Origin of the sequence: Faecalibacterium sp. An121 (assembly GCF_002160915.1) — a bacterium.
GTDB classification, from domain to species: domain Bacteria; phylum Bacillota; class Clostridia; order Oscillospirales; family Ruminococcaceae; genus Faecalibacterium; species Faecalibacterium avium.
This window is the reverse complement of the sequence record NZ_NFLM01000014.1, coordinates 26,273-48,702: the sequence shown is the minus strand read 5'-3', so window position 1 is coordinate 48,702 and position 22,430 is coordinate 26,273. Positions and strand designations below refer to the sequence as shown.

19 protein-coding genes and 1 pseudogene are annotated in these 22,430 nt (G+C 55.2%); 14 read left to right on the top strand and 6 right to left on the bottom strand.

Translation table 11 applies throughout. From position 1 onward, the window contains the following. Positions 1 to 104 precede the first annotated feature (104 nt). The 10 genes and pseudogenes from B5E66_RS08770 to B5E66_RS08730 form a co-directional block, all read left to right on the top strand. Complete coding sequence (locus tag B5E66_RS08770) at positions 105 to 1,328, top strand: ATP-binding protein (protein WP_087231630.1); 1,224 nt, start codon at positions 105 to 107, stop codon at positions 1,326 to 1,328. Between the two features lie 306 nt (positions 1,329 to 1,634). Next, a complete protein-coding gene (locus B5E66_RS08765) occupies positions 1,635 to 2,843 on the top strand; it encodes an ATP-binding protein (RefSeq protein ID WP_087231626.1) in 1,209 nt (402 codons plus the stop codon). 16 nt (positions 2,844 to 2,859) lie between these two features. Further along, entirely contained in the window at positions 2,860 to 3,318 is a 459-nt protein-coding gene (locus B5E66_RS08760; RefSeq protein WP_087231623.1) for a low molecular weight protein-tyrosine-phosphatase, read from the top strand. A gap of 67 nt (positions 3,319 to 3,385) precedes the next feature. Further along, positions 3,386 to 5,473, top strand: coding sequence for a DNA topoisomerase 3 (locus tag B5E66_RS08755; RefSeq protein ID WP_242958136.1), 2,088 nt, complete (start codon positions 3,386 to 3,388; stop codon positions 5,471 to 5,473). Next, on the top strand, positions 5,470 to 5,955 hold the full coding sequence (locus B5E66_RS08750) for a YodL domain-containing protein (RefSeq protein ID WP_087231617.1): 486 nt from the start codon (positions 5,470 to 5,472) through the stop codon (positions 5,953 to 5,955). Before B5E66_RS08755 ends, B5E66_RS08750 begins: the two co-directional genes overlap by 4 nt. Then, positions 5,952 to 6,164 carry a transposon-transfer assisting family protein gene (locus B5E66_RS08745; protein ID WP_087231614.1) on the top strand — a complete coding sequence of 71 codons (213 nt, stop codon included), beginning with the start codon at positions 5,952 to 5,954 and terminating at the stop codon, positions 6,162 to 6,164. The genes B5E66_RS08750 and B5E66_RS08745 overlap by 4 nt, the downstream gene beginning before the upstream one ends. A gap of 9 nt (positions 6,165 to 6,173) precedes the next feature. Beyond that, positions 6,174 to 6,716 carry a hypothetical protein gene (locus B5E66_RS08740; protein WP_087231611.1) on the top strand — a complete coding sequence of 181 codons (543 nt, stop codon included), beginning with the start codon at positions 6,174 to 6,176 and terminating at the stop codon, positions 6,714 to 6,716. Between the two features lie 56 nt (positions 6,717 to 6,772). Beyond that, positions 6,773 to 7,501 (top strand): class I SAM-dependent methyltransferase, encoded by a 729-nt coding sequence (locus B5E66_RS08735; RefSeq protein WP_242958135.1) that lies wholly within the window; start codon positions 6,773 to 6,775, stop codon positions 7,499 to 7,501. Between the two features lie 458 nt (positions 7,502 to 7,959). Continuing rightward, on the top strand, positions 7,960 to 8,697 hold the full coding sequence (locus tag B5E66_RS13635) for a TnpV protein (protein ID WP_446718508.1): 738 nt from the start codon (positions 7,960 to 7,962) through the stop codon (positions 8,695 to 8,697). Positions 8,698 to 9,116: 419 nt separating this feature from the next. Continuing rightward, positions 9,117 to 14,642: pseudogene (locus B5E66_RS08730) on the top strand (DEAD/DEAH box helicase family protein); the annotation flags it as partial. 53 nt (positions 14,643 to 14,695) lie between these two features. Here B5E66_RS08730 and B5E66_RS13105 read toward each other — a convergent pair. Further along, the gene (locus B5E66_RS13105) at positions 14,696 to 14,860 is read right to left on the bottom strand and encodes a hypothetical protein (protein WP_158098348.1); all 165 of its coding nucleotides are present in this window, start codon (positions 14,858 to 14,860) and stop codon (positions 14,696 to 14,698) included. 163 nt (positions 14,861 to 15,023) lie between these two features. Here B5E66_RS13105 and B5E66_RS08725 point away from each other — a divergent pair, with 163 nt between their 5' ends. After that, positions 15,024 to 15,500 (top strand): DUF3848 domain-containing protein, encoded by a 477-nt coding sequence (locus tag B5E66_RS08725; RefSeq protein ID WP_087231606.1) that lies wholly within the window; start codon positions 15,024 to 15,026, stop codon positions 15,498 to 15,500. Positions 15,501 to 15,574: 74 nt separating this feature from the next. Here the strand turns inward: B5E66_RS08725 and B5E66_RS08720 are convergent, their stop codons facing one another. Continuing rightward, complete coding sequence (locus B5E66_RS08720; RefSeq protein WP_242958140.1) at positions 15,575 to 16,471, bottom strand: IS3 family transposase; 897 nt, start codon at positions 16,469 to 16,471, stop codon at positions 15,575 to 15,577. Then, positions 16,444 to 16,764 carry a transposase gene (locus B5E66_RS08715; RefSeq protein WP_158098347.1) on the bottom strand — a complete coding sequence of 107 codons (321 nt, stop codon included), beginning with the start codon at positions 16,762 to 16,764 and terminating at the stop codon, positions 16,444 to 16,446. Before B5E66_RS08715 ends, B5E66_RS08720 begins: the two co-directional genes overlap by 28 nt. 71 nt (positions 16,765 to 16,835) lie before the next feature. Between B5E66_RS08715 and B5E66_RS08710 the strand changes: the two genes are divergently transcribed. From B5E66_RS08710 to B5E66_RS08700, 3 genes are all read left to right on the top strand, one after another. After that, positions 16,836 to 17,171, top strand: coding sequence for a hypothetical protein (locus B5E66_RS08710; protein WP_446718507.1), 336 nt, complete (start codon positions 16,836 to 16,838; stop codon positions 17,169 to 17,171). 69 nt (positions 17,172 to 17,240) lie between these two features. Continuing rightward, positions 17,241 to 17,573: a plasmid mobilization protein gene (locus B5E66_RS08705; protein ID WP_087231596.1), complete on the top strand. Its 333-nt coding sequence runs from the start codon at positions 17,241 to 17,243 to the stop codon at positions 17,571 to 17,573. Between the two features lie 81 nt (positions 17,574 to 17,654). After that, entirely contained in the window at positions 17,655 to 19,037 is a 1,383-nt protein-coding gene (locus tag B5E66_RS08700; protein ID WP_087231685.1) for a relaxase/mobilization nuclease domain-containing protein, read from the top strand. Positions 19,038 to 19,285: 248 nt separating this feature from the next. On the opposite strand, the gene B5E66_RS08695 is transcribed toward B5E66_RS08700, so the two are convergent. The 3 genes from B5E66_RS08695 to B5E66_RS08685 all read right to left on the bottom strand — a co-directional run bounded on the left by B5E66_RS08695 (position 19,286) and on the right by B5E66_RS08685 (position 22,211). Continuing rightward, positions 19,286 to 20,365, bottom strand: coding sequence for a HipA protein (locus B5E66_RS08695; protein WP_087231593.1), 1,080 nt, complete (start codon positions 20,363 to 20,365; stop codon positions 19,286 to 19,288). A gap of 424 nt (positions 20,366 to 20,789) precedes the next feature. Continuing rightward, entirely contained in the window at positions 20,790 to 21,032 is a 243-nt protein-coding gene (locus tag B5E66_RS08690) for a helix-turn-helix domain-containing protein (RefSeq protein ID WP_087231589.1), read from the bottom strand. A gap of 180 nt (positions 21,033 to 21,212) precedes the next feature. Next, entirely contained in the window at positions 21,213 to 22,211 is a 999-nt protein-coding gene (locus B5E66_RS08685) for a tyrosine-type recombinase/integrase (protein WP_087231586.1), read from the bottom strand. Between the last annotated feature and the right edge of the window lie 219 nt (positions 22,212 to 22,430).

The window sequence follows — 22,430 nt, the reverse complement described above, 5'->3', positions numbered from 1 at the left end:
GGTGGCCGCGGGGGCCGCCTGCTGACAAAATTTGCTTGCTTTTCGATGGGGTTTCGGCTAAAATAGAAACAGATTAGATTTTGGCCGAAAGGAGCTGCGCGCATATGAAGTACATCACCCGGAGTTTGGAAAAGGTCGTGATGGAGGTTACACAGGAATATCCCGTAGTTCTAGTGACGGGTCCGCGCCAGGTGGGAAAAACCACTATGCTCCAAAAATTGATGGACGGGACAGGACGCGGCTATGTCTCTCTGGATGACCTGACGGAACGGGATCTGGCCAAACGAGACCCGGAACTATTTTTGCAGCTCCACCGGCCGCCCGTTCTGATCGACGAGGTACAGTATGCGCCAGAATTGTTTCCTTATATTAAGTTGGCCGTAGACCGGGAGCACCAGGCGGGGGCGTTCTGGCTGACAGGTTCCCAAATCTTCAAGCTAATGCGTGGCGTGCAGGAATCTCTGGCCGGAAGGGTCGCCGTTCTCTCGATGACTACATTGTCTCAGGCCGAGGCTGACGGAGCGCAGACGGAACCATTTTTGGTAGAACTGGAAGCACTGAAACGCCGGGCTGCCGGACGTCTGCCGGCAGATACGCACGAAATTTTTGAACGCATCTATCGTGGCTCAATGCCTGCTATCGTCAGCGGCACAGCCAGCAACAGCCAAATCTTTTACAGCAGCTATCTGAGCACCTATATTGAACGGGATGTACGGTCGCTGTCTGAGAGCATCGATGCCACAAAGTTCATACGGTTTGTGACTGCGGTTGCGGCCCGGTGCAGCCAGATGCTAAATGTTGCAGAAATTGCTCAAGATGCGGACATCAATCAGAAGCAGGCCAAGGATTGGCTGGGCATCCTTGAGACATTAGGGATCGTCTTTTATTTGCATCCCTACTCCAACAACCTCTTGAAGCGTCTGGTCAAAACACCAAAGCTCTACTTTTTTGATAGTGGGCTGGTCTGTTATCTGACTCGATGGAGCAGTGCCGAGACATTGGAGTATGGCGCGATGAACGGCGCGATCCTGGAAAACTATGTGGTTTCAGAGATTGCCAAAACCTATCTCAACTGCGGCAAAGAACCATATCTCTACTATTACCGCGACAAGGATGCGAGGGAAATTGACATCGTTCTGGAATACGATGGCGTTTTGAATCCCATTGAAATCAAAAAGACGGCTGCTCCCGGCACGGAATTGACCCGTGTGTTTTCGCTTCTGGATAAGGCTTCTGTTCCCCGCGGTGCTGGTGCAATCGTCTGTATGAAACCGCAGCTCAGTGCTCTGGACCGGGAGAACTTCATCGTGCCAGTCTGGATGATCTGATCCAAATAATTTTTTACAGCCTTGCGTATGCAGGGCTGTTTTTATTTTCAAAGCAGAAAGGAGCCGATACTTTGCATAACCTGATCCTGCCGGTGGAAGAGCCGAAGGCTGAACCTGACGAGGATGCCGGGCGGAAGCCGTATCAGGGCAGCGATGGGTACGAGGAACAGTAAGCTATAAGGAGAATACAGAAAGCAGAGGGGCTGCGGGGGCCACCCTTAATTTTTACAAAAAGGAATGAAATCCGTTCTAGTGTTGCATGTGAGTAAAAAACGGAGTATACTCAATATGAGGGGAGGGCTGAACATGCAGCGTTTGGAACGGAAAAACGATCTGGATTGGCTGGTCAAGTGGAAAGACCGGCAGATCATCAAGGTGGTGACAGGGGTGCGCCGCTGCGGCAAATCCACCCTGTTTGCCATCTACCAGGACTACCTACGGGCGCAGGGCGTCGAGCCGCAGCAGATCATCGCCATCAATTTTGAGGACCTTGACTTTGAAGACCTGACCGACTACAAAGCGCTCTACCAGTATGTCAAGGCGCGGCTGTTGCCTGACCGGATGAATTATATTTTTCTGGACGAGATCCAGCACGTCGAAGGCTATGAAAAAGCAGTGGACAGCCTCTTTCTGCGGGAAAACTGTGATCTCTATCTCACCGGCTCCAATGGTTATTTCCTGTCCGGCGAGTTGGCCACCTTGCTGACCGGCCGCTACGTCGAGCTGTCTATGATGCCGCTCTCTTTCAAGGAGTTCTGCGCCGGTCTTGCCGATGACGGGGCCTCTCTGAACGAAAAATTTGAGCGGTACATCCGCAGTGGCTCTTTCCCTTATGTGCTGCGGTACGGCTACGGGGAGCAGGAAGCCCGCGAGTATATGCGCGGCATCTACAACACCATTCTGCTCAATGATATTGTCAAGCGGCTGAACGTGGCGGACGTCAATATGCTGGAAGCCATTACACGTTTTACAATGCACAACATCGGCAACCGGACTTCCCCTACCACCATCGCCAATACCATGACCTCGCAGGGACGGAAGATCGACCCCAAGACGGTGGACCGCTATCTGCGCGGCCTGACCGACAGCCTGCTGTTTTATGAGGCGCGCCGCTACAACATCAAGGGGAAAAGACTGCTGGCATCCATGAGCAAATACTACGTCTGCGACGTGGCGCTGCGCAGCCTGTTGGTGCGCAGCCAGGACAGCGACATCGGGCATATCCTTGAAAACGTCGTGTATCTGGAGCTGAAGCGCCGCTACCCGGAGGTCTATGTGAGCCAGTATGGAACCGACAGCGAGGTGGACTTCGTCGCCATCCGGGACGGCGCACCTGTCTACTATCAGGTGGCGCAGACCACTCTGGACGAGCAGGTCCTGGCGCGGGAGCTGGCCCCGCTGCGACAGATCCGGGACAACTACCCCAAGTATCTGCTGACGATGGACGAAGCCTTCGGCGAGATGAACTACGAAGGCATCCAGAAACGAAATGTTCTGAAGTGGATGCTGGAGTGAACGTGGAGAAAATGCTATGATTCGAGTGCTCTTTGTCTGCCACGGCAACATTTGCAGAAGTCCGATGGCCGAGTTTATCCTGAAAGACCTGGTTCAAAAAGCGGGCCGGGCAGAAGAATTTGAAATTGCTTCCTGTGCGACCAGCCGGGAAGAAATATGGAATGGCATTGGCAACCCAGTCTACCCGCCTGCCAAGGAAGAACTGCTGAAACACGGCATTGCCTGTCCGGACAGACGTGCGGTACAACTGCAAAAAAGCGACTATGAGCGGTATGACTACCTGATCGGGATGGATGAAAATAACATCCGCAATATGATGCGTATTCTGGGGTCGGACCCCGAACATAAGGTCCACAAACTGCTGGATTATACCGAACGGGGCGGAGATGTGGCGGACCCCTGGTACAGCGACCGCTTTGACATTGCCTACCGTGACATCTATGAAGGATGCAAAGCCCTGCTGGAACAGCTTTAACAAACATTTTTACAGCCTTGCGATTGCAGGGCTGTTTTTATTTTCAAAACAGAAAGGAGCCGATACTTTGCATAACCTGATCGTTACCGAGAAGCCCTCTGTCGCCCGCACCATCTCGAAGGTCCTGGGTGCCACCACCCGCCGCGACGGCTATCTGGAAGGCGGCGGCTACTTTATCAGCTGGTGTGTGGGACACCTGGTGGAGCTGGCCCCGCCCGGGGCGTATGACCCGCGCTTTGAACGCTGGGACCGCGCCGACCTGCCTATTCTGCCTGAAAGGTGGCAGTATCTTGTGAGCAGTTCCACCAAAAAGCAGTTTGACGTTTTGCGCAAGCTCATGCACCGGGCAGATGTGGACCGCATCGTCTGCGCTACCGACGCCGGACGGGAGGGCGAGCTGATCTTTCGCCTGGTCTATCACCAGTGTAACTGCCGCAAGCCGGTCTCCCGCCTCTGGATCAGCAGCATGGAGGACGCCGCCATCCGGGAGGGGTTCGCAAATCTCAAGCCCTCAACTGAATACGATTCGCTGTACAAAGCAGCCCTTTGCCGGGAGCGCGCCGACTGGTTGGTCGGCATCAACGCGACCCGGCTTTTTTCATGCCTGCACGGCGTCACCCTCAACGTGGGCCGGGTCATGACTCCAACGCTTGCCATGACGGTGGAGCGGGAAGCGGCTATCGCTGCCTTCCACCCTGAACCCTTTTATACAATATTTTTACAGATGGAGGGTTATATGGCGTCCAGTGAACGATTCAAAGACAAGACCCAGGCCGAAGCTCTTCTGGCAAAATGCCGGAAAAGCAGCCAGGCCCTTGTGCAAAAGAGCGAGCGCAAGGAAAAATCCGAGCGCCCGCCGGCCCTCTACGACCTGACCACCCTCCAGCGGGATGCCAACCGGCTGCTGGGCTATTCGGCCCAGCAGACCCTCGATTACACCCAGTCGCTCTACGAGAAAAAGCTCGTCACCTATCCCCGCACCGACAGTCGCTACCTCACCGAGGACATGGCGGCGGGCCTGCCCGGCCTGGTCATGGACACGGCGGCAGCGTTTGGTTTTCGGGGTGCGGTTCCGGTCCACGGAAAGCAAGTCATCCACAACCAAAAGGTCAGCGACCACCATGCCATTCTGCCGACGCAGAGCGTGGCCGGGGCTGACCTTTCTTCTTTGCCTGCTGGCGAGGTCAGTATTCTCCGCCTGATCGCCGCCCGATTGATGGCCGCCGTGGGCGAACCCTACCGCTATGCTGAAACCACCGTGCAGTTCGAGTGTGCCGGACAGACCTTCACAGCCAAAGGCAAGACGGTTCTGGACGAGGGCTGGAAGGCTGTGGAGAGGGCCATTCTTGGCGATACCACTGAAAAAGGCAACGAGAATTTGGGTGTTCTGACAGAAGTGCAGGACAAGGAAACGCTTCCTATCCTGGACGCCCAGTTGAAAGAAGGCCGCACCACCCCGCCCAAGCATTTCACCGAGGACACCTTACTGGCGGCGATGGAGACTGTTGGGAAAGAAGATATGCGGGAAGAAGTCGAACGCCGGGGTATCGGGACGCCTGCCACCCGGGCGGCCACCATTGAGAAGCTGGTGCAGAAAGGCTTTCTCTCTCGGGAGGGTGGCGGTAAAACCAAGCACCTGATCCCCACTGAAAAGGGCTGCGGCCTCATTGCGGCCATGCCCGAACAGCTCAAATCTCCGGCTATGACCGCTGAATGGGAAACGAAGCTCACACAAATCGAGAAGGGCCAGTATGTGCCCGAACAGTTTATGGAGGAAATCGAATCTATGATGAAAACGCTTGTGAATCAGTACGCCAGTACCCCCAACGCTCCTGCCAAAGCCGCCAACGGAGCGCCGGTGGTGGGCGCCTGCCCTCACTGTGGCTCGGAGGTGGCTGAGCGGGAAAAGGGCTTTTTCTGTGCCAGTCGCGAGTGTCGCTTTGTGATCTGGAAGGACAATGCCTTCTTTGCACGCCTCGGCAAGCGGCCCACCCGGCAGGTGGTGGACAAGCTTCTGCGGGACGGCCGCGCCCGGCTCAAGGACTGCAAGAGCCAGCGCACCGGCAAGACCTACAACGCCTCCGTCCTGATGACCACCGAGGCCGACGGCCGGGCCAAGTTCAGCCTGGAATTTGAGAACGGAGGTGCACGATGATGCAGGATGTTTTGGAGCGGTTTTTCGCCGCCGAAAACAACGTTTACCTGATTTTGCAGCTCAAAGACGGGCCGGAAACAGCAGATGTGCGGTTTGAACCCTTTGCCCGTCTGGAACAGATGGGCAGCGCACCGAACCTCGACCACTACGAGGCCGTTTACTTTGCCAATACCCCGGCGTACTTTTACGGCATGAGCAACGCGGAGGCATTGGAAGAACTGTACCTCACGTTCAATTTGAAGCGTCCGCCGGATTTTAGGGGGCACAGCCTTTCGGTCAGCGATGTGGTCGTGCTGAACCGCGAAGGTCAGGCCGGAGCGTTCTATGTGGACAGGATCGGCTTCAAGGAGCTGCCGGGCTTTTTGGAGCAGATGAAGGAGGCGGCCCGGCCCCAAAAGTCGGTAGCCGCTCAAATAAAGCAGGCCAAAGAGGCCGCACCCAAGGTCAAGACCAAGAAGCACAAAGAGAGGGACGCACGATGAAAAACTTCACCTATGAAGAAGTCAACTTGATGGCCCTCTACAACACTGGCAACCGGGAGCGGCTGATCGAGGTTCTGACCGAGATGCGCAGCTACCTCACCTGGTCTGAAATGGAGCTGCGGGACCTGACCGACAGCACTCTGGACAAGCTGGCCGGCATGACCGATGCCGAATTTGACGCGTTGGAACTGTACCCCGATTTTATCTAAGGAGGGCCTATGGCAGACGAAAAAGACAGCAAATGGCAGTGCTATATCATCCCCGACCTCGCCACCTGGACCGGCGCAGCGGGAAGCAAGCCCTACACACCCATTGAGCTTTTCGACACCTATGAGCAGGCCGCAGCACGTTTCAAAGAGTTGAGGGCGCAGCCCTACAACAATGAAGATCTGCCGGGTGCCCGGCTGACCTTCGGCGTCCAGCGGGAGGACCCGCCCAGCGCCGCAGACCTGCTCCATGTGCGGCAGGGCCAAAACTACCTGGTGGACGATTATACCCGGATGGCGTCCCTCAACCAAAGTCCCGAGGTTATGGGCATCTTGAAGCAGATGCGGAAAGACCTGGGCTTTGACCGGGTCCGCGCCTATGAACCGGGCGCGATGGAGCCGAAGGATGTTGCTTTCAGCCGCTGGAAACATCCCCTTAAGCCGAGCTTGCGAAAGTCAGTGTTAAAAGAGCTGAAAGAAACGCGGCCCAAAGAGGCTGCGGGCAAGTTGCCCCGTAAGCACAAAGAAAAAGGGTGGAGCGAAAGGTCTGATTGACTTGGTTTTCGAAAGTTTGTATAATGCAGACAACCGATGGATGGAGGATAAAGCCGATGGCATACAACGAATACGATGACCCGCATTTCTTTGAGGAATACGCCAAGATGGGCCGCAGCCAGGGCGGGCTGCCCGCGGCGGGGGAGTGGCATCAGCTGCAGCCGCTGTTTCCGCTTCTGGAGGGCAAAGCCGTGCTGGACCTGGGGTGTGGGTATGGGTGGCACTGTAAGTATGCGGCGGAACAGGGCGCGGCGGAGGTGCTGGGAATCGACCTCAGCCACCGGATGATCGCCGAGGCAGAGCAGCGCAACGCCGACAGCCGGATCACCTACCGCGTCTGCGGCATTGAGGACTACGAATACCCGGCAGAAAGGTGGGACTGCGTGGTCTCCAACCTGGCTTTGCACTACATCGCAGACCTTGATGCGATATACCGGAAGGTGCGCCATACGCTGCGGCCGGGCGGGGTGTTTCTGTTCAATATCGAGCACCCGGTATTCACCGCCCGGCCCGGCCAGGACTGGATCTATGATGAGGCCGGCCAGCCCCTCTACTGGCCGGTAGATGATTACTTTATGCCGGGGGAGCGCCTGACCCACTTTCTGGGCTGCGAGGTGAAAAAGCAGCATCACACCCTTACCCAAATCTTGATGGGACTACGCGCCAGCGGCTTTATCATCGACGCGGTGGAGGAAGCCCAGCCCTCCCAGAAGATGCTGGACTTGCCCGGGATGCGGGACGAATTGCGCCGCCCCATGATGCTGCTGGTGAAGGCCGTAGCATAAAAAGAATAAGCAAAAATCGTAAGCGGAAAGCCACAACGGATGGCTTTCCGCTTTTTTCGTGAAAGGAGGCGTCATGTCTCAAAAAACACTCTACTACGCGCAACTCGCCGAGGACACCGCCCGCCGTCTGACCGGAAACTGGGAGCGCTGGGCAGGCTTTTTGGCGACAGCCGGCAGGCTGTACAAGTACCCTTACCCTGACCAGCTCATGATCTACGCCCAGCGCCCCAATGCCACCGCCTGCGCATCCTACGATGTCTGGAACGACCGCATGAACCGCTATGTCCGGCGCGGGTCCAAGGGCATCGCCCTGCTGGACGATGCGGGCGACCGGCTGCGCCTGCGGTATGTGTTCGATCTGGCCGACACCGGCACCCGGCAAAACTCCCGCGACCCCTGGCTGTGGACACTGGAGGACCGGCATGGAATCCCGGTAAAGGCTATGCTGGAGCGCCGCTATGGCACCACCGCAGACACCTTGCCCCAGCAGCTGGCGGATGCAGCGGGACAGCTGGCAGACGCCTACTGGGCCGATCATAGACAGGAGATCAGCGGCATCCTTGCAAATTCCATGCTGGAGGAGTACGATGAACTCAACAGAGGGCTTGCCTTCAAACGGGCCGTCACCGCTAGCACCACATTTGCCCTCTTGTCCCGGTGCGGCTACGCCCCCGAAAACCACTTTGGAGCTGAGACGTTCCGAAACATTTATGAGTTCAACACGCCGGCCACCGTGGCCGCCCTGGGCACCGCCGTCAGAGAGAGCAGCCGCGAGGTGCTGCTGCAGATCGCAGCGGTGCTCCGGCAGGTGGAACGCGACATCGCAGAAGAAAGGAGACTTTGGGATGAGCAGCACAGCATTGCAGTACACGCAGAACGGGGACTATCTGGTCCCGAACATCGAGCTGAATCAGCCGCAGACACCTCTGGGCAAGTACGGCAGGATGCGGAAAACCTATCTGAAGGAGAACCGGCCCATCCTGTACAATCACCTGCTGTTGAGCGGGAAACTGTACCCGCACCTGGCGGAGATCGACCGGACAGCGAAAGACCGCTTGGACCGGCAGATGGAGGAGCTGCTGAAACAGAACCCAGCCCCGGACAAAGCGGCGCAGCAGATGGCCTGGGTGCAGCACATGAACGCTCTGAAAATGCAGGCCGAGGAAGCGATCCGGAACGAGTTGATTTTCAACTGAGTTTTTTCGTCACTGAGGCGGAGCAAATTGAACAGATCGACCGGCGAGCGGAGACCGAACAAGTCTCCGCTTTTTCCTTTTCCGAGGCGGATTGGCGGGCGGCCCTGGCCTCCGGCAGCGGGTTTGCGAACGGAAAAGAACGTATTGCGGCCTACTATGCTGAACATCACAGCGCCAAAGAGCGAACCGCCTTTCTGAAGCAGGAATACGGTACTGGTGGCCAGAGCTGGACGTTTCAGGATGGCAGTAATGGCTTCCTCGACTACGATGCCAGCGGCGTCAAGCTGCGTTCCTATCCCAAAGGACAGGAGCAACGTCTGAAATGGTCGGAGGTAGAAAAGCGCATCCACGTCCTGATTGCCACGGGGCAATATCGGGACGAGGCGGAGCAGACGGTTCCCACGGAAGGCGAAATTCTGCGGGAAAGACTGGCCGAGCGCGGCATTGTGAACGGCCAGCTTGTGGACCCGGAAAAGCTGGATAGCGACCCCTTTATTCGGCAGGTGGTGGCGGATGCTGAGGCAACTAAGGAGACTGTTTCCGCCCAGTTTCAGAAAACCTTAACGGCAGAAGATGTAACCGACATCCGTCTGGAAAGCAGCAGCTACTCGGCGGTGTCCCGGGAGAAAGAGTATCACCTGTCCTGCAAGATCAACGGTGTGCCGGATACGCTCGTCTATACTGTCTCCCGGCACGATGACGGAGAAGGCTTTACCATCCGGAGCGGCCAGCGCGAGGAAGATGACATCTGGAAAAAGATGCCTCAACCCGAGCTGGAAAAACTGGAGACTGTTTTGGCCCGGGCGGTGGAGTTTGACTACTGGAGCAAATCCATTGAACACGCAGCCGATGCAGATGCCCTCGAAGTGGTGTCTCTGGACTATCAATGGGCCGAAGATCTGAATTTGAGCAGCGAGCAGCGCAACGCCCTTTGGGAGCAGATCGAAGATCGGAAAGCACAGCTCACCACACAGCCTGCCGTTCCAACGGAACCGATGGCAGCCTACCCGGCAGAGGAAACACACCTGCCCTACGATGTGGTGGTCGAACGGCTCCATGTTGACCAGCCGCAGCCTGAAATTCCTGCCCCACCTGCCCGAAACTTCCGCATCACCGACGAGCATCTGGGCGAGGGCGGGCCCAAGCAGAAGTTTGCCCGCAACATCGATGCCATCCGCACCCTGCAGGCCATCGAGGCGGAAGGACGCAGTGCGACACCGGAGGAACAGGAAATCCTGTCCCAGTACGTCGGCTGGGGCGGCCTGGCGGACGCTTTCGACCCGGATAAAGACAGCTGGGCCAGAGAGTACACGCAACTGAAAGAGCTGCTTTCCCCCGAGGAGTACGCCGCCGCCCGAGCCAGCACCCTGAATGCCCACTACACCAGCCCCACCGTCATCCGCGCCATCTACGACACGGTGGAGCGGATTGGTTTCACCACCGGCAATATTCTGGAACCCTCCTGCGGCGTGGGCAACTTCTTCGGGATGCTGCCGGAGAGCATGGCCGGCAGCCGCCTGTATGGCGTAGAGCTGGACAGCATCACCGGACGCATCGCCCGCCAGCTTTACCCGGAGGCCAATATCACGGTGGCTGGCTTTGAGACCACCAGCCAGCGGGATTTTTACGACCTCGCCGTAGGCAATGTGCCCTTCGGTAATTACAAAGTCAACGACAAAGCCTACAACAACCTTGGCTTTTCCATCCACAATTATTTCTTCGTGAAAGCGCTCGACCAGGTGAGGCCGGGCGGTATCGTGGCGTTTGTCACCAGCCGTTTCACGATGGATTCCAAGGACAGCTCCGCCCGCAAGTACCTGGCCCAGCGGGCCGACCTGCTGGGCGCAGTACGCCTGCCCAACAATGCCTTCAAGGCCAACGCAGGCACGGAAGTGGTTTCCGACATCCTCTTTTTGCAGAAGCTGGAACGGCCCATCGACCGGGAACCAGAGTGGGTGCAGGTGGGGCGGACGCCCGAGGGTTTTACCATCAACCAGTATTTCGTGGACCACCCCGACATGGTGCTGGGCATTTTCTCGAGCGAGAACACCCAGTATGGCCGGGAGGATGTGACGGTAAACCCTATCGAGGGGGCCGACCTGGCCAAACAGCTCAAAGAGGCCACCGCAAAAATTCAAGGCTGGTACGTTGCCATCGAAAAGGCCGGCACCGAGTTGGACGAGCACGCTTCCCGCATCCTGCCCGCCAACCCGAGCGTTAAAAACTTCTCCTATACGGTGGTGGACGGTGAGGTCTACTACCGCGAAAATTCGGTCATGACGCCGGTGGAGCTGAGCGGCGACGCGAAGGAGCGGGTCAAGGGGATGGTGGAGCTGCGAGGCATCGTCAACGAGCTGATTTCTTACCAGTTGGAAGATTTTCCGGAGGCGGACATTGCCGCCAAACAGGCTGAGCTGAACGCCGCCTACGATGCTTTTACCGCTAAATATGGTCTGCTCAATGACCGCAAAAACGGTCGGCTTTTTGAGGACGATTCGTCTTACTACCTGCTCTGCTCCCTGGAAAACCTGGACGAAAACGGCAAACTGAAAAGCAAGGCAGATATGTTCACAAAGCGGACCATCCGGCCCGAACGTACTGTCACTCATGTGGACACCCCTGCCGAAGCGCTGGCGGTGTCCATCGGGGAAAAGGGCAAGGTTGATTTGTCCTATATGGCGGAACTTTTGGGCACGCCGGAAGATTTTGAGCGTATCACCGGCGAGCTGCGGGGCGTGATTTTCAAAGACCCTTCGGAGGATGTGAGCGACCCGGAAGCGGGCTGGCAAACCGCTGACGAGTACCTGTCCGGCAACGTCCGCAACAAGCTGCAGATCGCCAAGCTGGCCGCTGCGAATGACCCGGCTTTTGAGGTCAACGTGGAAGCCCTGACCGCCGCCCAACCCAAGGACCTGGATGCCACCGAAATCGACGTGCGGCTGGGGGCGACCTGGATCAGTCCCGACGTTATCCAAAAGTTCATGAACGAGACGTTTCAAATTCCCTTTTATTTAAGGTACGCCATTCGGGTCAAATTTTCCCCGGCGACGGCGGAGTGGCGTATTGAGGGCAAGACCAAAACAAACCGCAACGACGTTATAGCCTACGAGACCTTCGGCACGGCCCGGGCCAGTGCCTACAAGATTCTGGAGGATACCCTCAATCTCCGGGATGCGCGGGTCTATGATACCGTGGAGGATGACAGCGGCAAGCCCAAGCGGGTGCTGAACAAAAAGGAGACCATGCTGGCCGGGCAGAAGCAGCAGGCCATCAAGGATGCCTTTGCTAACTGGATTTGGCAAGACCCGCAGCGGCGTGAAAGTTTGGTTAAACAGTACAACGAGCTGTTCAATTCCGCCCGACCCCGGGAGTACGACGGCAGCCACATCCATTTTGTGGGCATGAACCCGGAGATCACCCTGCGGGAACACCAGCGGAACGCCATTGCCCATGTGCTGTACGGCGGGAACACCCTGCTGGCCCACGAGGTGGGCGCGGGCAAAACCTTTGAGATGGCTGCCTCGGCCATGGAGGCAAAGCGGCTGGGCCTGTGCCAGAAGTCCCTTTTCGTGGTGCCGAACCACCTGACCCTCCAGTGGGCGCAGGATTTTTTGCATCTCTACCCGAGTGCAAAATTGCTGGTGGCCAGCAAAAAGGACTTTGAGACAGCCAACCGGAAGAAGTTCTGCGCTCGCATTGCCACCGGGGACTACGACGCGGTCATCATCGGCCACAGTCAGTTTGAGAAAATCCCCCTTTCCTTTGAGCGGCAGGAGCGCATCATCCAGGAGCAGATCGACGAGATCCAGAGCGGCATTGCCGAGCTGAAACATTCCTCCGGGGAGAAATTTACCATCAAGCAGATGGAGAAAAGCCGCAAGCAGCTGGAAATGAAACTTGAAAAACTGCGGGCTACCGAGCGCAAGGACGATGTAGTAACCTTTGAAGAATTGGGTGTAGACAGGCTGTTTGTGGATGAGTCTCACAGCTTTAAGAACCTTTTTCTTGTAACTAAAATGCGCAATGTCGCTGGTTTATCTACGTCCGAAGCCCAGAAGTCCAGCGATATGTTCGGTAAGTGTCGCTATATGGATGAGCTGACCGGAGGCCGGGGCGTGGTATTCGCTACGGGTACGCCTGTGAGCAACTCCATGACCGAATTGTTTACGGTCATGCGTTATTTGCAGTACGGCACGTTGCAACAAAAGGGGCTGACGCATTTTGACTGCTGGGCGTCCACCTTTGGGGAGACCACCACCTCCATTGAACTGGCCCCCGAGGGCACCGGCTACCGGGCGCGGACCCGCTTTGCAAAATTCTTCAACCTCCCCGAACTTATGACTATGTTCAAAGAGGTAGCGGACATCAAGACCAGTGACCAGCTCCACCTGCCTGTGCCGGAGGCAAAGTTCGAGACGGTGCTGGTCAAGCCCTCTGAAATTCAGAAGGAAATGGTGCAGTCTCTCTCCGAGCGGGCGGGCAAGATCAACGCCGGGATGGTGGATGCTTCCGAGGACAATATGTTGTGTATAACGAATGATGGGCGGAAAATTGGACTCGATCAGCGCCTCATGAACCCTCTTTTGCCCGATGACCCAAACAGCAAGCTGAACGCCTGCGTATCCAACGTGCTGCGTATCTGGGAGGAAGGCAAAACGGACAAATTGACCCAACTCCTGTTCTGCGATTTGTCCACACCCAAGGGGGATGGGCAGTTTAACGTCTACGATGATGTGAAGAAAAAACTACTGGCGGCGGGCGTGCCGGAAAGCGAGGTCGCCTTTATCCACACGGCCGACACCGAGGCCAAGAAGAAGGAATTGTTCTCCAAAGTGCGCACCGGACAGGTGCGCATTTTGCTTGGCAGTACGGCAAAAATGGGGGCGGGCACCAACGTGCAGGACCGGTTGGTGGCCGTCCATCATCTGGATGTGGGCTGGAAACCCTCGGACATGACCCAGCGCAACGGCCGCATCATCCGGCAGGGCAATCGGAACAAGACGGTGCAGATTTACAATTACGTCACGGAAGGAACATTCGATGCGTACCTCTGGCAAACGCTTGAAAATAAACAGCGCTTCATCGGCCAGATCATGACCAGCAAAAGCCCAGTGCGAAGCTGCGAGGATGTGGACGAGCAGGTCCTCAGCTACGCCGAGGTCAAGGCGCTGTGTGCCGGAAACCCGCTCATCAAGGAAAAGATGAATCTGGATGTGGAGGTAGCAAAGCTGAAAGTTCTCAAAGCCGACCACCAGAGCCAGAAGTACCGGCTGGAGGATAAGCTGCTCAAAGAGTTTCCGGCCAGCATCCAGTGTAAGAAAACGGAGATCGCCGCCCTGCAACAGGATGCAAAAGTAGTTGAATCGAACCCCCAGGTGAAGGACGGTTTCTGCGGCATGACCGTGAAAGGGATGCACTTTGAGGACAAGCTGGCCGCAGGCGAGCGGCTGCTTCTGGCCTGCAAGGAAATGCCCACCGCCGAGACGGTGACGCTGGGTAATTATCGCGGCTTTGGCCTCGACTTGCGCTTTGATACCTTCCGCAACGAGTACCAGGCCGTGCTGCGTGGTGCAAGCAGTCACTTCGTTCCCCTCGGCACCGACGCCCGCGGCAACCTGACCCGCCTGGACAACGCGCTGGACAACTTCCCCGACCGCATCGCCCGCGCCGAGAACCAGCTGCAAACTTTGTACCAGCAGCGGGACGCGGCGCAAGTGGAAGTGGAAAAGCCTTTCCCCAAAGAAGCGGAGCTGGCTGAAAAATCCGCCCGTCTGGCCGAGCTGGACACCTTGCTGAACATGGAGGGCCGCCCTGAACCGGAGCGGGAAGAACCGGAGACTGAACAGGGCGGCGAGCACCGCCCATCGGTGATAGATAGCTTGAAACGCACGGTGCCGCCCTACGCTACTGAAAAGAAACTAAAACAACACAACAAGGAAAGGTAAAAAGAGGGCAAGCAGGTTATTATCTGCTTGCCCTTTATATCGCTTGAAGGAACCTATTTCTTTATAAAAAGGCCGACAATAAAGATGATGATTGCTAATACCACCAAGATTATCGAAACACCGCTCAACCATGTGTTTCTGCCTATGTCTACCAAAGCAATAAAAATAGACAACAACATCACCATTACTGCTGAAAGCATCACTTTGGTCGAGTTCATTGTCATGCCTCCTTCCGATTTTATTAAATATAATATACTTGAAAATCATGAACATTTCAACCAAAGAAAGTGAGATTTCAACCATATACTACACTTAAGAACAGATAATCGGGCAAACAAAAATTCTTATTTTTTCTTAGACAGCAAAAAGGAGAAAGGTGACATGAATACGAATGAAGAACCGAATACTACTCTTTACAAGCAGATGTTTGCGGAACAGGAGCAGTTCCGGGACTGGCTGCTGGCCCAGCCGCCGCAGGAGATTTTGAACCACGCCTATGAGTATGTCATGCGGGAGGACATTCTGCTTTCGCTGGAGTACAACGACCTGACCGATGCCCAAGCGGCGGCTTTGCTCTCATCGTCCTCACCGCTGGCCGATGTTTATGCAGAATTTGACCATTTGGAAAGCAGCCACATGGAGGAAATTTGGAACTGCATCGAGAGCCGGGCAGATGCTCTGCAGGCCGGCCAGCTGGACTATGCCAAGACCCTGATCGACGAGTTTTGCGCCTACGAATACGCTTCGCAGGCGGATTTCAGCGACTTGAGCAGGGTGAACATCGCTTACACCACCGTAGGCGACGAAGATATCCCGTTGCAAGTCCATGTGGACCTTGAAGGGTACAAGATCGAGTGAGCCCTTCCCCCAAAAACGGACACAAAACAGGATGAAAAAGCCGAATAAAAACGCAGAGATAAAGTGTACTGCAATCAGGCGGCGGAAGCGGCAAGTTCAGCTTCAAAACTTGCAGGCGAACGCCAGCCAAGGGCAGAATGGGGGCGGATGGTGTTGTAAAAGGCTTCGAGATAGGCAAAGACATCGTCCTGTGCAGCTTCCCTTGTAGGATAGTGCTTGAGGTGGACCAGTTCACACTTGAGGCAGCTGAAGAAGTTCTCCGCAACGGCGTTGTCATAAGGGTCGCCGCGGCGGGACATACTCTGCCGGATGCCATAGGTTTCCAGGCGCTCCCGGTAGGCCCAGGCGGCATACTGGACGCCCCGGTCGCTGTGAAAGATCAGACCTTTGGCAGGTTTACGGCGGCGATACGCCATATCCAGGGCTGCCAGTGTCAGCTGGGTATCGATTCTGTCCGAGAAGGCATAACCGACGATCTTACGTGTACACAGGTCTTTGACAATGGCTAAATAGAGCCAGCCTTCTCCGGTGGGAATGTAGGTAATATCTCCCACCCAGGCCTGATCGGGCCGGTCAAAGAAAAAGTTCCGCTGCAAAAGGTTGGGCGCAATGGGATGGCTGTGATTGGAATGGGTCGTCTTTTTATAAGCCCTTCTGCGTGCCGAGGAGATCCCGGCCAGGCGCATCTGCCGGTGCACCCGTTTGCGGGAGCAGCCAAATTCCGGCTTCAGCAGCCGGTACAGGCTGTCCAGCCCCATGGCCGGATACTTCTCATGCAGTTCGATCAGCCGGCGCCGGAGCGCCTGGTTTTGCAGCCTGCGCCTGCAAATTTTCTCTGCCTTCCAGCCGTAATACCCGCTGCGGGATACCTCCAATACCCGGCATGCCTGTTCCACAGAGGCTCCCTGACGCTTGAGCGTCTGGACGCAGCGGTATCTCTCCTCTACGGTTTCGACAGGATGCCGACGGATTTTTTTAAGACGTCTATGACCTCGTCTTTCTCGCCCAGCTGCCTGCGCAGGCTGCGGTTCTCTGCTTCCAGCTCCCGGATGCGCTTTTGCTCCCGGTTCTGTCTGCTGACCTGGCCCATCTGAACGCCGGAGGCTTTCAGCCAGCTGCGCAGCGTGTCGATGCAGATCCCCAGCTCTTTGGCCACTTCCACTGGCTGACGGCCTTGTTCTGTCACCAGCCGTACGGCTCCGGCTTTGAACGCATCGTCGTACCGTGGGGGTGCGGTTCGTTTTTTCGTTTTCTTCTGTTCCATAGCGTGTGCTCCTTTGCTTTCCAGTTTACGACTCTTTTTTCTGTTCGTCAATTCGGGTATGGGGGCACATTTTGTCGAAGCAAAAATATGAGGATTGGCGTTTTGGCAAGGTGGATTATCTGGAGCGTGTTTGTTCGGCAAATTTAAAGAAGCTGTCATTGGTTTTGCACCAGATGCGAGTGTACGCACAAAAAGCAAATTTGAAACCGTCCTTTTGTTATTACAAACGGTGGGGTGTCAAGAAGAAGGGCGGACAAGGCAAAAAGCCTGTGATCCCGCTGAGATTCAGTAAAAGCGAAAACCCGGAAATTGAAAAGTGGTATGCTACACATTTTGTGGACAGCAAACGTATTGCTCTTTTGAAAGAACAGCAGAACCCACAAAACGAGTCGTCAGAAACAGAATAACGCCCAATATCAGGACAGGGGCAGATGAAAATCATCTGCTCCTGTTTTTCTTTTGGAAAGGGAAAGGGTATGAAAAACCGCCGCGACCAGCAGCTGCACTTCCGGGTCAGCAAGCCGGAACTGGACCGCATTCACGTCAAGATGGCGGAGCTGGGCATTGTGAGCATCGGGGCATACCTTCGGAAAATGGCGCTGGATGGCTACTGCATCCGGCTCGATTTGAAGGAAGTGAACTGGATGGCTTATCTGCTGCAAATGTGCAGCAACAACCTGAACCAGTACGCCAAGCGTGCCAACGAGAGCGGCCGCGTTTACCAGACAGACATAGAGGACTTACGGGCACGGTTGGATGAATTGATCGGTCTCGCCAAACAAATTTTGGCGCAGCTGGCCGCCCTATGAGCCGCGACATCCTTGCAAGGGCCGCGGCTTATTTTTTATACTGCGGTCAGGTGGGCACAAATCCGAAAGGGGGTGAGAAAACTGGCCGCCACACGTCTCATTGCGCTGCATCAGAACAAAGGCAAGAGCGTTGCAGCCTGCTTGAAAAGCCGCACCGATTACGCCCAAAACCCGGAGAAAACCGCCGGCGGCGAAATGGTCAGCAGCTACGGGTGCAGCCCATTGACAGTGGATGAGGAATTTCTTTTGTGCAAACGGCAATACGAGCAATCCACTGGGCGCAGCCAGAAAAATAACGTCATTGCCTACCAGATCCGGCAATCCTTCAAGCCGGGCGAGATCACGCCGGAAGAAGCCAACAAGGTGGGCTATGAGCTGGCCATGCGCTGGACAAAAGGCAAGTACCAGTTTTTCGTCTGTACCCATACCGACCGTCAGCACATTCATAATCACATTCTCTATAACTCTACCTCCATGGACGGCAGCAGGAAGTTCCGGGACTTCTGGCTGTCGGGTTTGGCAGTGCAACGGCTCAGTGATGTGATTTGTTTGGAGCACAAGCTGTCGGTGATTGAAACCAAGCCCTACCGCGAGCGGCAAAAACGTATTCTCTACCCGCCCAAGGAGAGCAACCGCGACCACCTCTGCGCGGTAATCGACAACATCTTGCGAGACAAGCCTTCCGACTTTGACGCCTTTCTGCAAAAGCTGGAACAGGAGGGCTACGAGGTCAAGCGGGGCAAGCATACCTCGGTGAAAGGGAAGCGGCAGAAACGGTTCATCCGCTTTCGGACGTTGGGTGCAGGCTACAGTGAGGAAGAAATTCGTGCTGTTTTGGAAGGTAGGGCAGAGCACAAGCCGCGGCAGAGGCCGGAGGTTTCAGCCAAAGAGGATACTTTCCGGCTCTTGATCGACCTTGCCGCGAAGCAGAACAAGGGGACCGGCTACCAGCGGTGGGCCAAGAAGTTCAACCTGAAGGAAATATCCAAAACGCTGATCTTCTTGCAGGAGAACAAGCTCACCAACATGGATGAGCTGAACGACAAGGCTGATGTGGCAGTCAAACGTTTCCATGAATTGCAGGAGACGATCAAAGCCGCAGAGAAGCGGATGGCCGAAATAGCGGAACTGAGGACACAGATCATCCAGTACGCCAAGACCCACGATGTATATGCCGCCTACCGTAAGGCCGGGTACAGCAAAAAGTTCCGCGCCGAGCACGAAGCAGAGATTCTGCTGCATCAGGCAGCCAAAGAATTTTTTGATAAGCAGGGTATCAAAAAGTTGCCCAAGGTGAAGGACCTGAACGCCGAGTATGCCGAGCTGCTCATGCAGAAGAAGGAGGTCTACCCGGAATACCGCAAAGCCAGGGAGGAGATGCAGCGGCTTTTGCGGGCACAGAAAAATATCGAGCGATTCTTCGCAGAAGAGACACCGCAGCCGGACCGGCAGCAGAGCCGGTAAACGAAACACGCCAAAGGTCGATTTTGCGTCGGCCTTTGGCGTGCTTTTTTGTTTGTATGGAAATGGAAGCGTTCCGAAGGAACGCGCAGCCTGCATCCAGCGGATGCAGTTTTGAGAAGGGTTTGGGAAGCTCCCAACAAGCATTTTTGCACGGCCAGAGGAGGTACGATGCAAAAATAGCAGATTGGTACCAGTCTGCCCTGCTTGCGCACTCCGCGTTGCGAAAAGAACCCCAAAATTTAGAATGCTTATGCTAGAATCTCCTGCAGCTGGCGCTGCACAATTTGGGTCAAACAGTCCAGCCGTTCCTGCGGTGCCGGGATGCTCGGATGCTGTTCAAAGCAGAAGCTTCGCAAATTCTTTAAATCGCTGCGGATGGCATCCGTCATCAAGCCTCTGGCCGTGGCGATGAAATCCACGCCCAGCCGGGGGGAACAATGCCGGATGCACCAGTCAGTATTCTTCAGCTGGTCGTCATCCAGATCAAACAGCAAACTTCGGTTATTATCAAACACCGGAGCCATCTTCTGAACCTGCATGGTATCGTTTTGGTAGAGAACACCAAAATTCCCGCTGTGGCGGTCAGTATTCAAAATCAGAGCGTCCAGAATACACATCCGGCGGAAGGCATCGCCGCTGCCAATGCTCTCAAAGTATTTCAGAAAACCGGAAATGGTCCGGTCTTTGGTCAAAACGGCTGCCTTGGCAAGGCCAGACGTTTCGCTGGTGAACAGTGGACATTTGGAGATCAGCACACCATGATAGAACCCCAGATCGTAGGTCACGGCATCCGGGCAGAGACAGGCTGCCAGCTGGGAAGCCAGATATTCCGAAAGTGGTTCCAGACCAAAAACACCGCCGGTCTTGTAGAGCCAAATGGTATCACCCTCCCGCATCCAGCACTTGGCATACTGACCATCTGTGCTGAACTCTGGCGAGGTGGAGAAAAAGGTGGAACTGCTCAGAGAACCATCAAATGCCGCCTCCGAAATCACTTCATTGAATGGATTGCGGTAAAGAGAAACTTCTCTCCATTTTAAGGGAGAATCCACCCGCTTGACCCAGAAAGTGTCGTTCAGAGACAGCGCATGGGTCACATCCAGATAGCCGTCCAGTTCCTGACAGCCGTATTGCTTGAGCAGCTCGGCAATGTGGGCTCGATGCTTGGGCGCTTTCCGGCGTTCCAGAAAATCGGTCAAATTGGTATAGCCAAAAGGCCGTTTCTCTGTGTACCAAACTTCTTCCTGGGCTGTGACTTCCAGGTATTCATTTCGTTCGCACCGGAATGACAACCAGACGATATCTTTATTGAGAAGAAGATAGCACATCCAGACCACTCCTTTCATCCGGGGAAGAACCTTATACCATGGTCGCTTCGCTCTTGCGATACAAGGCCGGCGCTCCGCACAGATTGAAAATAACATCCTTTGGGCTATTATACCATAACAAATCTCTTTTCTGTCAAGAAAAAGAAAATCGGTTTGGAACCTTTTAAGAAAGGAGTGCCCAAGCTGGCGTCCTGCCAGTCCGGCCAGCCGGCTTTATCGCTGGAGCGTTCTTTGCGATGAATGGCAGGCAGCTGGTTGGGCCTGTCGTTCAGATCAAAGGATCTGCGCAACGATCCGTTCCGGCCGTGTTTTCTCAACAACTTTCATCTCGATGATGGATGTATAATCGATTGCAGCAGGGAGGATTGGCGCGACCCGATCGTTTCCGAAAAATGCAAAATGTTTCGCCGAAACAGGGGTATTCTCACTGAAATTCCTGTTTCTGTCCATCAAACAGCGCACAGGAGAAAAAATGCCCCAGCGTGATATCCAGGCCATCGCACAATTTCTTGATGGTGGTGATGGAGACCTGCTGCCGGCTGGGGTCCAGCATACTGTAAACAGTGGAGGGGGTGATCCCGGCAAGGTTGGCCAGTTCATTGGGACAGATGCCCCGCTGGCGGCAGAGTTCCTGAAAGCGTTCGGCAACAGCGTCTTTTACGGTCATACACATTTCACCTCAAGAAAATGATACTAAAATTTTTTCACACGCGTATACGCAAGCGCGTATAAATGCGCGCGCTCCATCCATACGATGGGGGATTAACGGGTCGAAAACAAAAATGAATGGTAAAACGCAGAAGATGGAAAAGAAAAGTATCCTCCATCTGGAAAATGGAGGTACAGGTCAGGCTGGCGTATGTAGTTTTTCCGGACCTTTTTTCCATACAGCCGAAAAGATCCGCTGCATCTCGGTCCTCTTGCGTTTCATGTCCGAATGGACATAGCGTTTCAACGTCACGTTGGCATCAGCGTGGCCCAGGATCTCACTCAGTGTCTTGATGTCGCAGCCGTTTTGCAGGCAGGTGGTGGCAAACGTATGGCGCAGGGCATGGGGGTGCACCCGGCGAACACCGGCCCGGCGCAGATAGCTCTGGATGCTCTTGCGGTAACAGCGAGGCTCCACCGGCCTTTCGGTGCTGCTTGAGAGAAACCAGGTGTCCGGGCTGGCGCTGCCCCGCATCTTGCGCAGCAAAATGACCAGATCGTGAGGGATCGGGATCTCACGTCCGGAACTCTTTGTTTTTGGCGTTTGAACAACGATTTTGGTGCAGCCGACGCCGCAGTAAATGCGGCTTACCGTGCGGCGGACGGTCATGGTTCCGGCCTTGAAGTCAAAATCGCCCCACTGTAAACCGCATACTTCTCCGATGCGCAGTCCCAGCTGCATTTGCAGCAAAAGGCCTACTTTGCGCGGCGTCGGGGCGGCCAATACAAAATTCCGAAGCGCCGCCTGTTCCTGGTCGGAAAAAGGCTTGGTCTGGTTGGATTCCATCTGGGGCAGCTTGACAAACACTTCCACCGTCCGCATCAAGTGCAGGTGAGCAGCGTATTTGCAGATGCGGCGCAACATGGTCAGGCACTCCCGGGAGGAGGAAGCACCCAGTGGTTTGTGCCTGCCGTTCTTTGCGGAGATCACTTGCAAAATGCCCTGCTCCAGCCGCTGCTCGTTCAAAGCCGCAAGTGTGTCGCCGCCAAAAACAGGCAAAAGATATCGTTCCAACGTATAATGATAATGAGCCAGGGTGGATTCTTTGAGCCCGCATGAAATCGACAAAAGCCACTGCGCTGCAAGTTCTGAAAATTTCATCTTGGAGCTGCTTTTGTTTTGAACCTTTCTTGCCATATTGATCTCTCCTTACTGCATTTCGTTACATAAATCATACAGTCTATTACATGGCCGTTCTTGCGATCTGTAAAATATTGGTATAGGGTCGCAAAAATCGTTTGTTACATTGCACGATTTTGGTTGCGGACGAACTCGCTCTACTTGCAAAACACTCGAAACCATGCTAAAATACATATACATTCAGCAGTAAAAGGTATCCTCCATTTTCCAGATGGA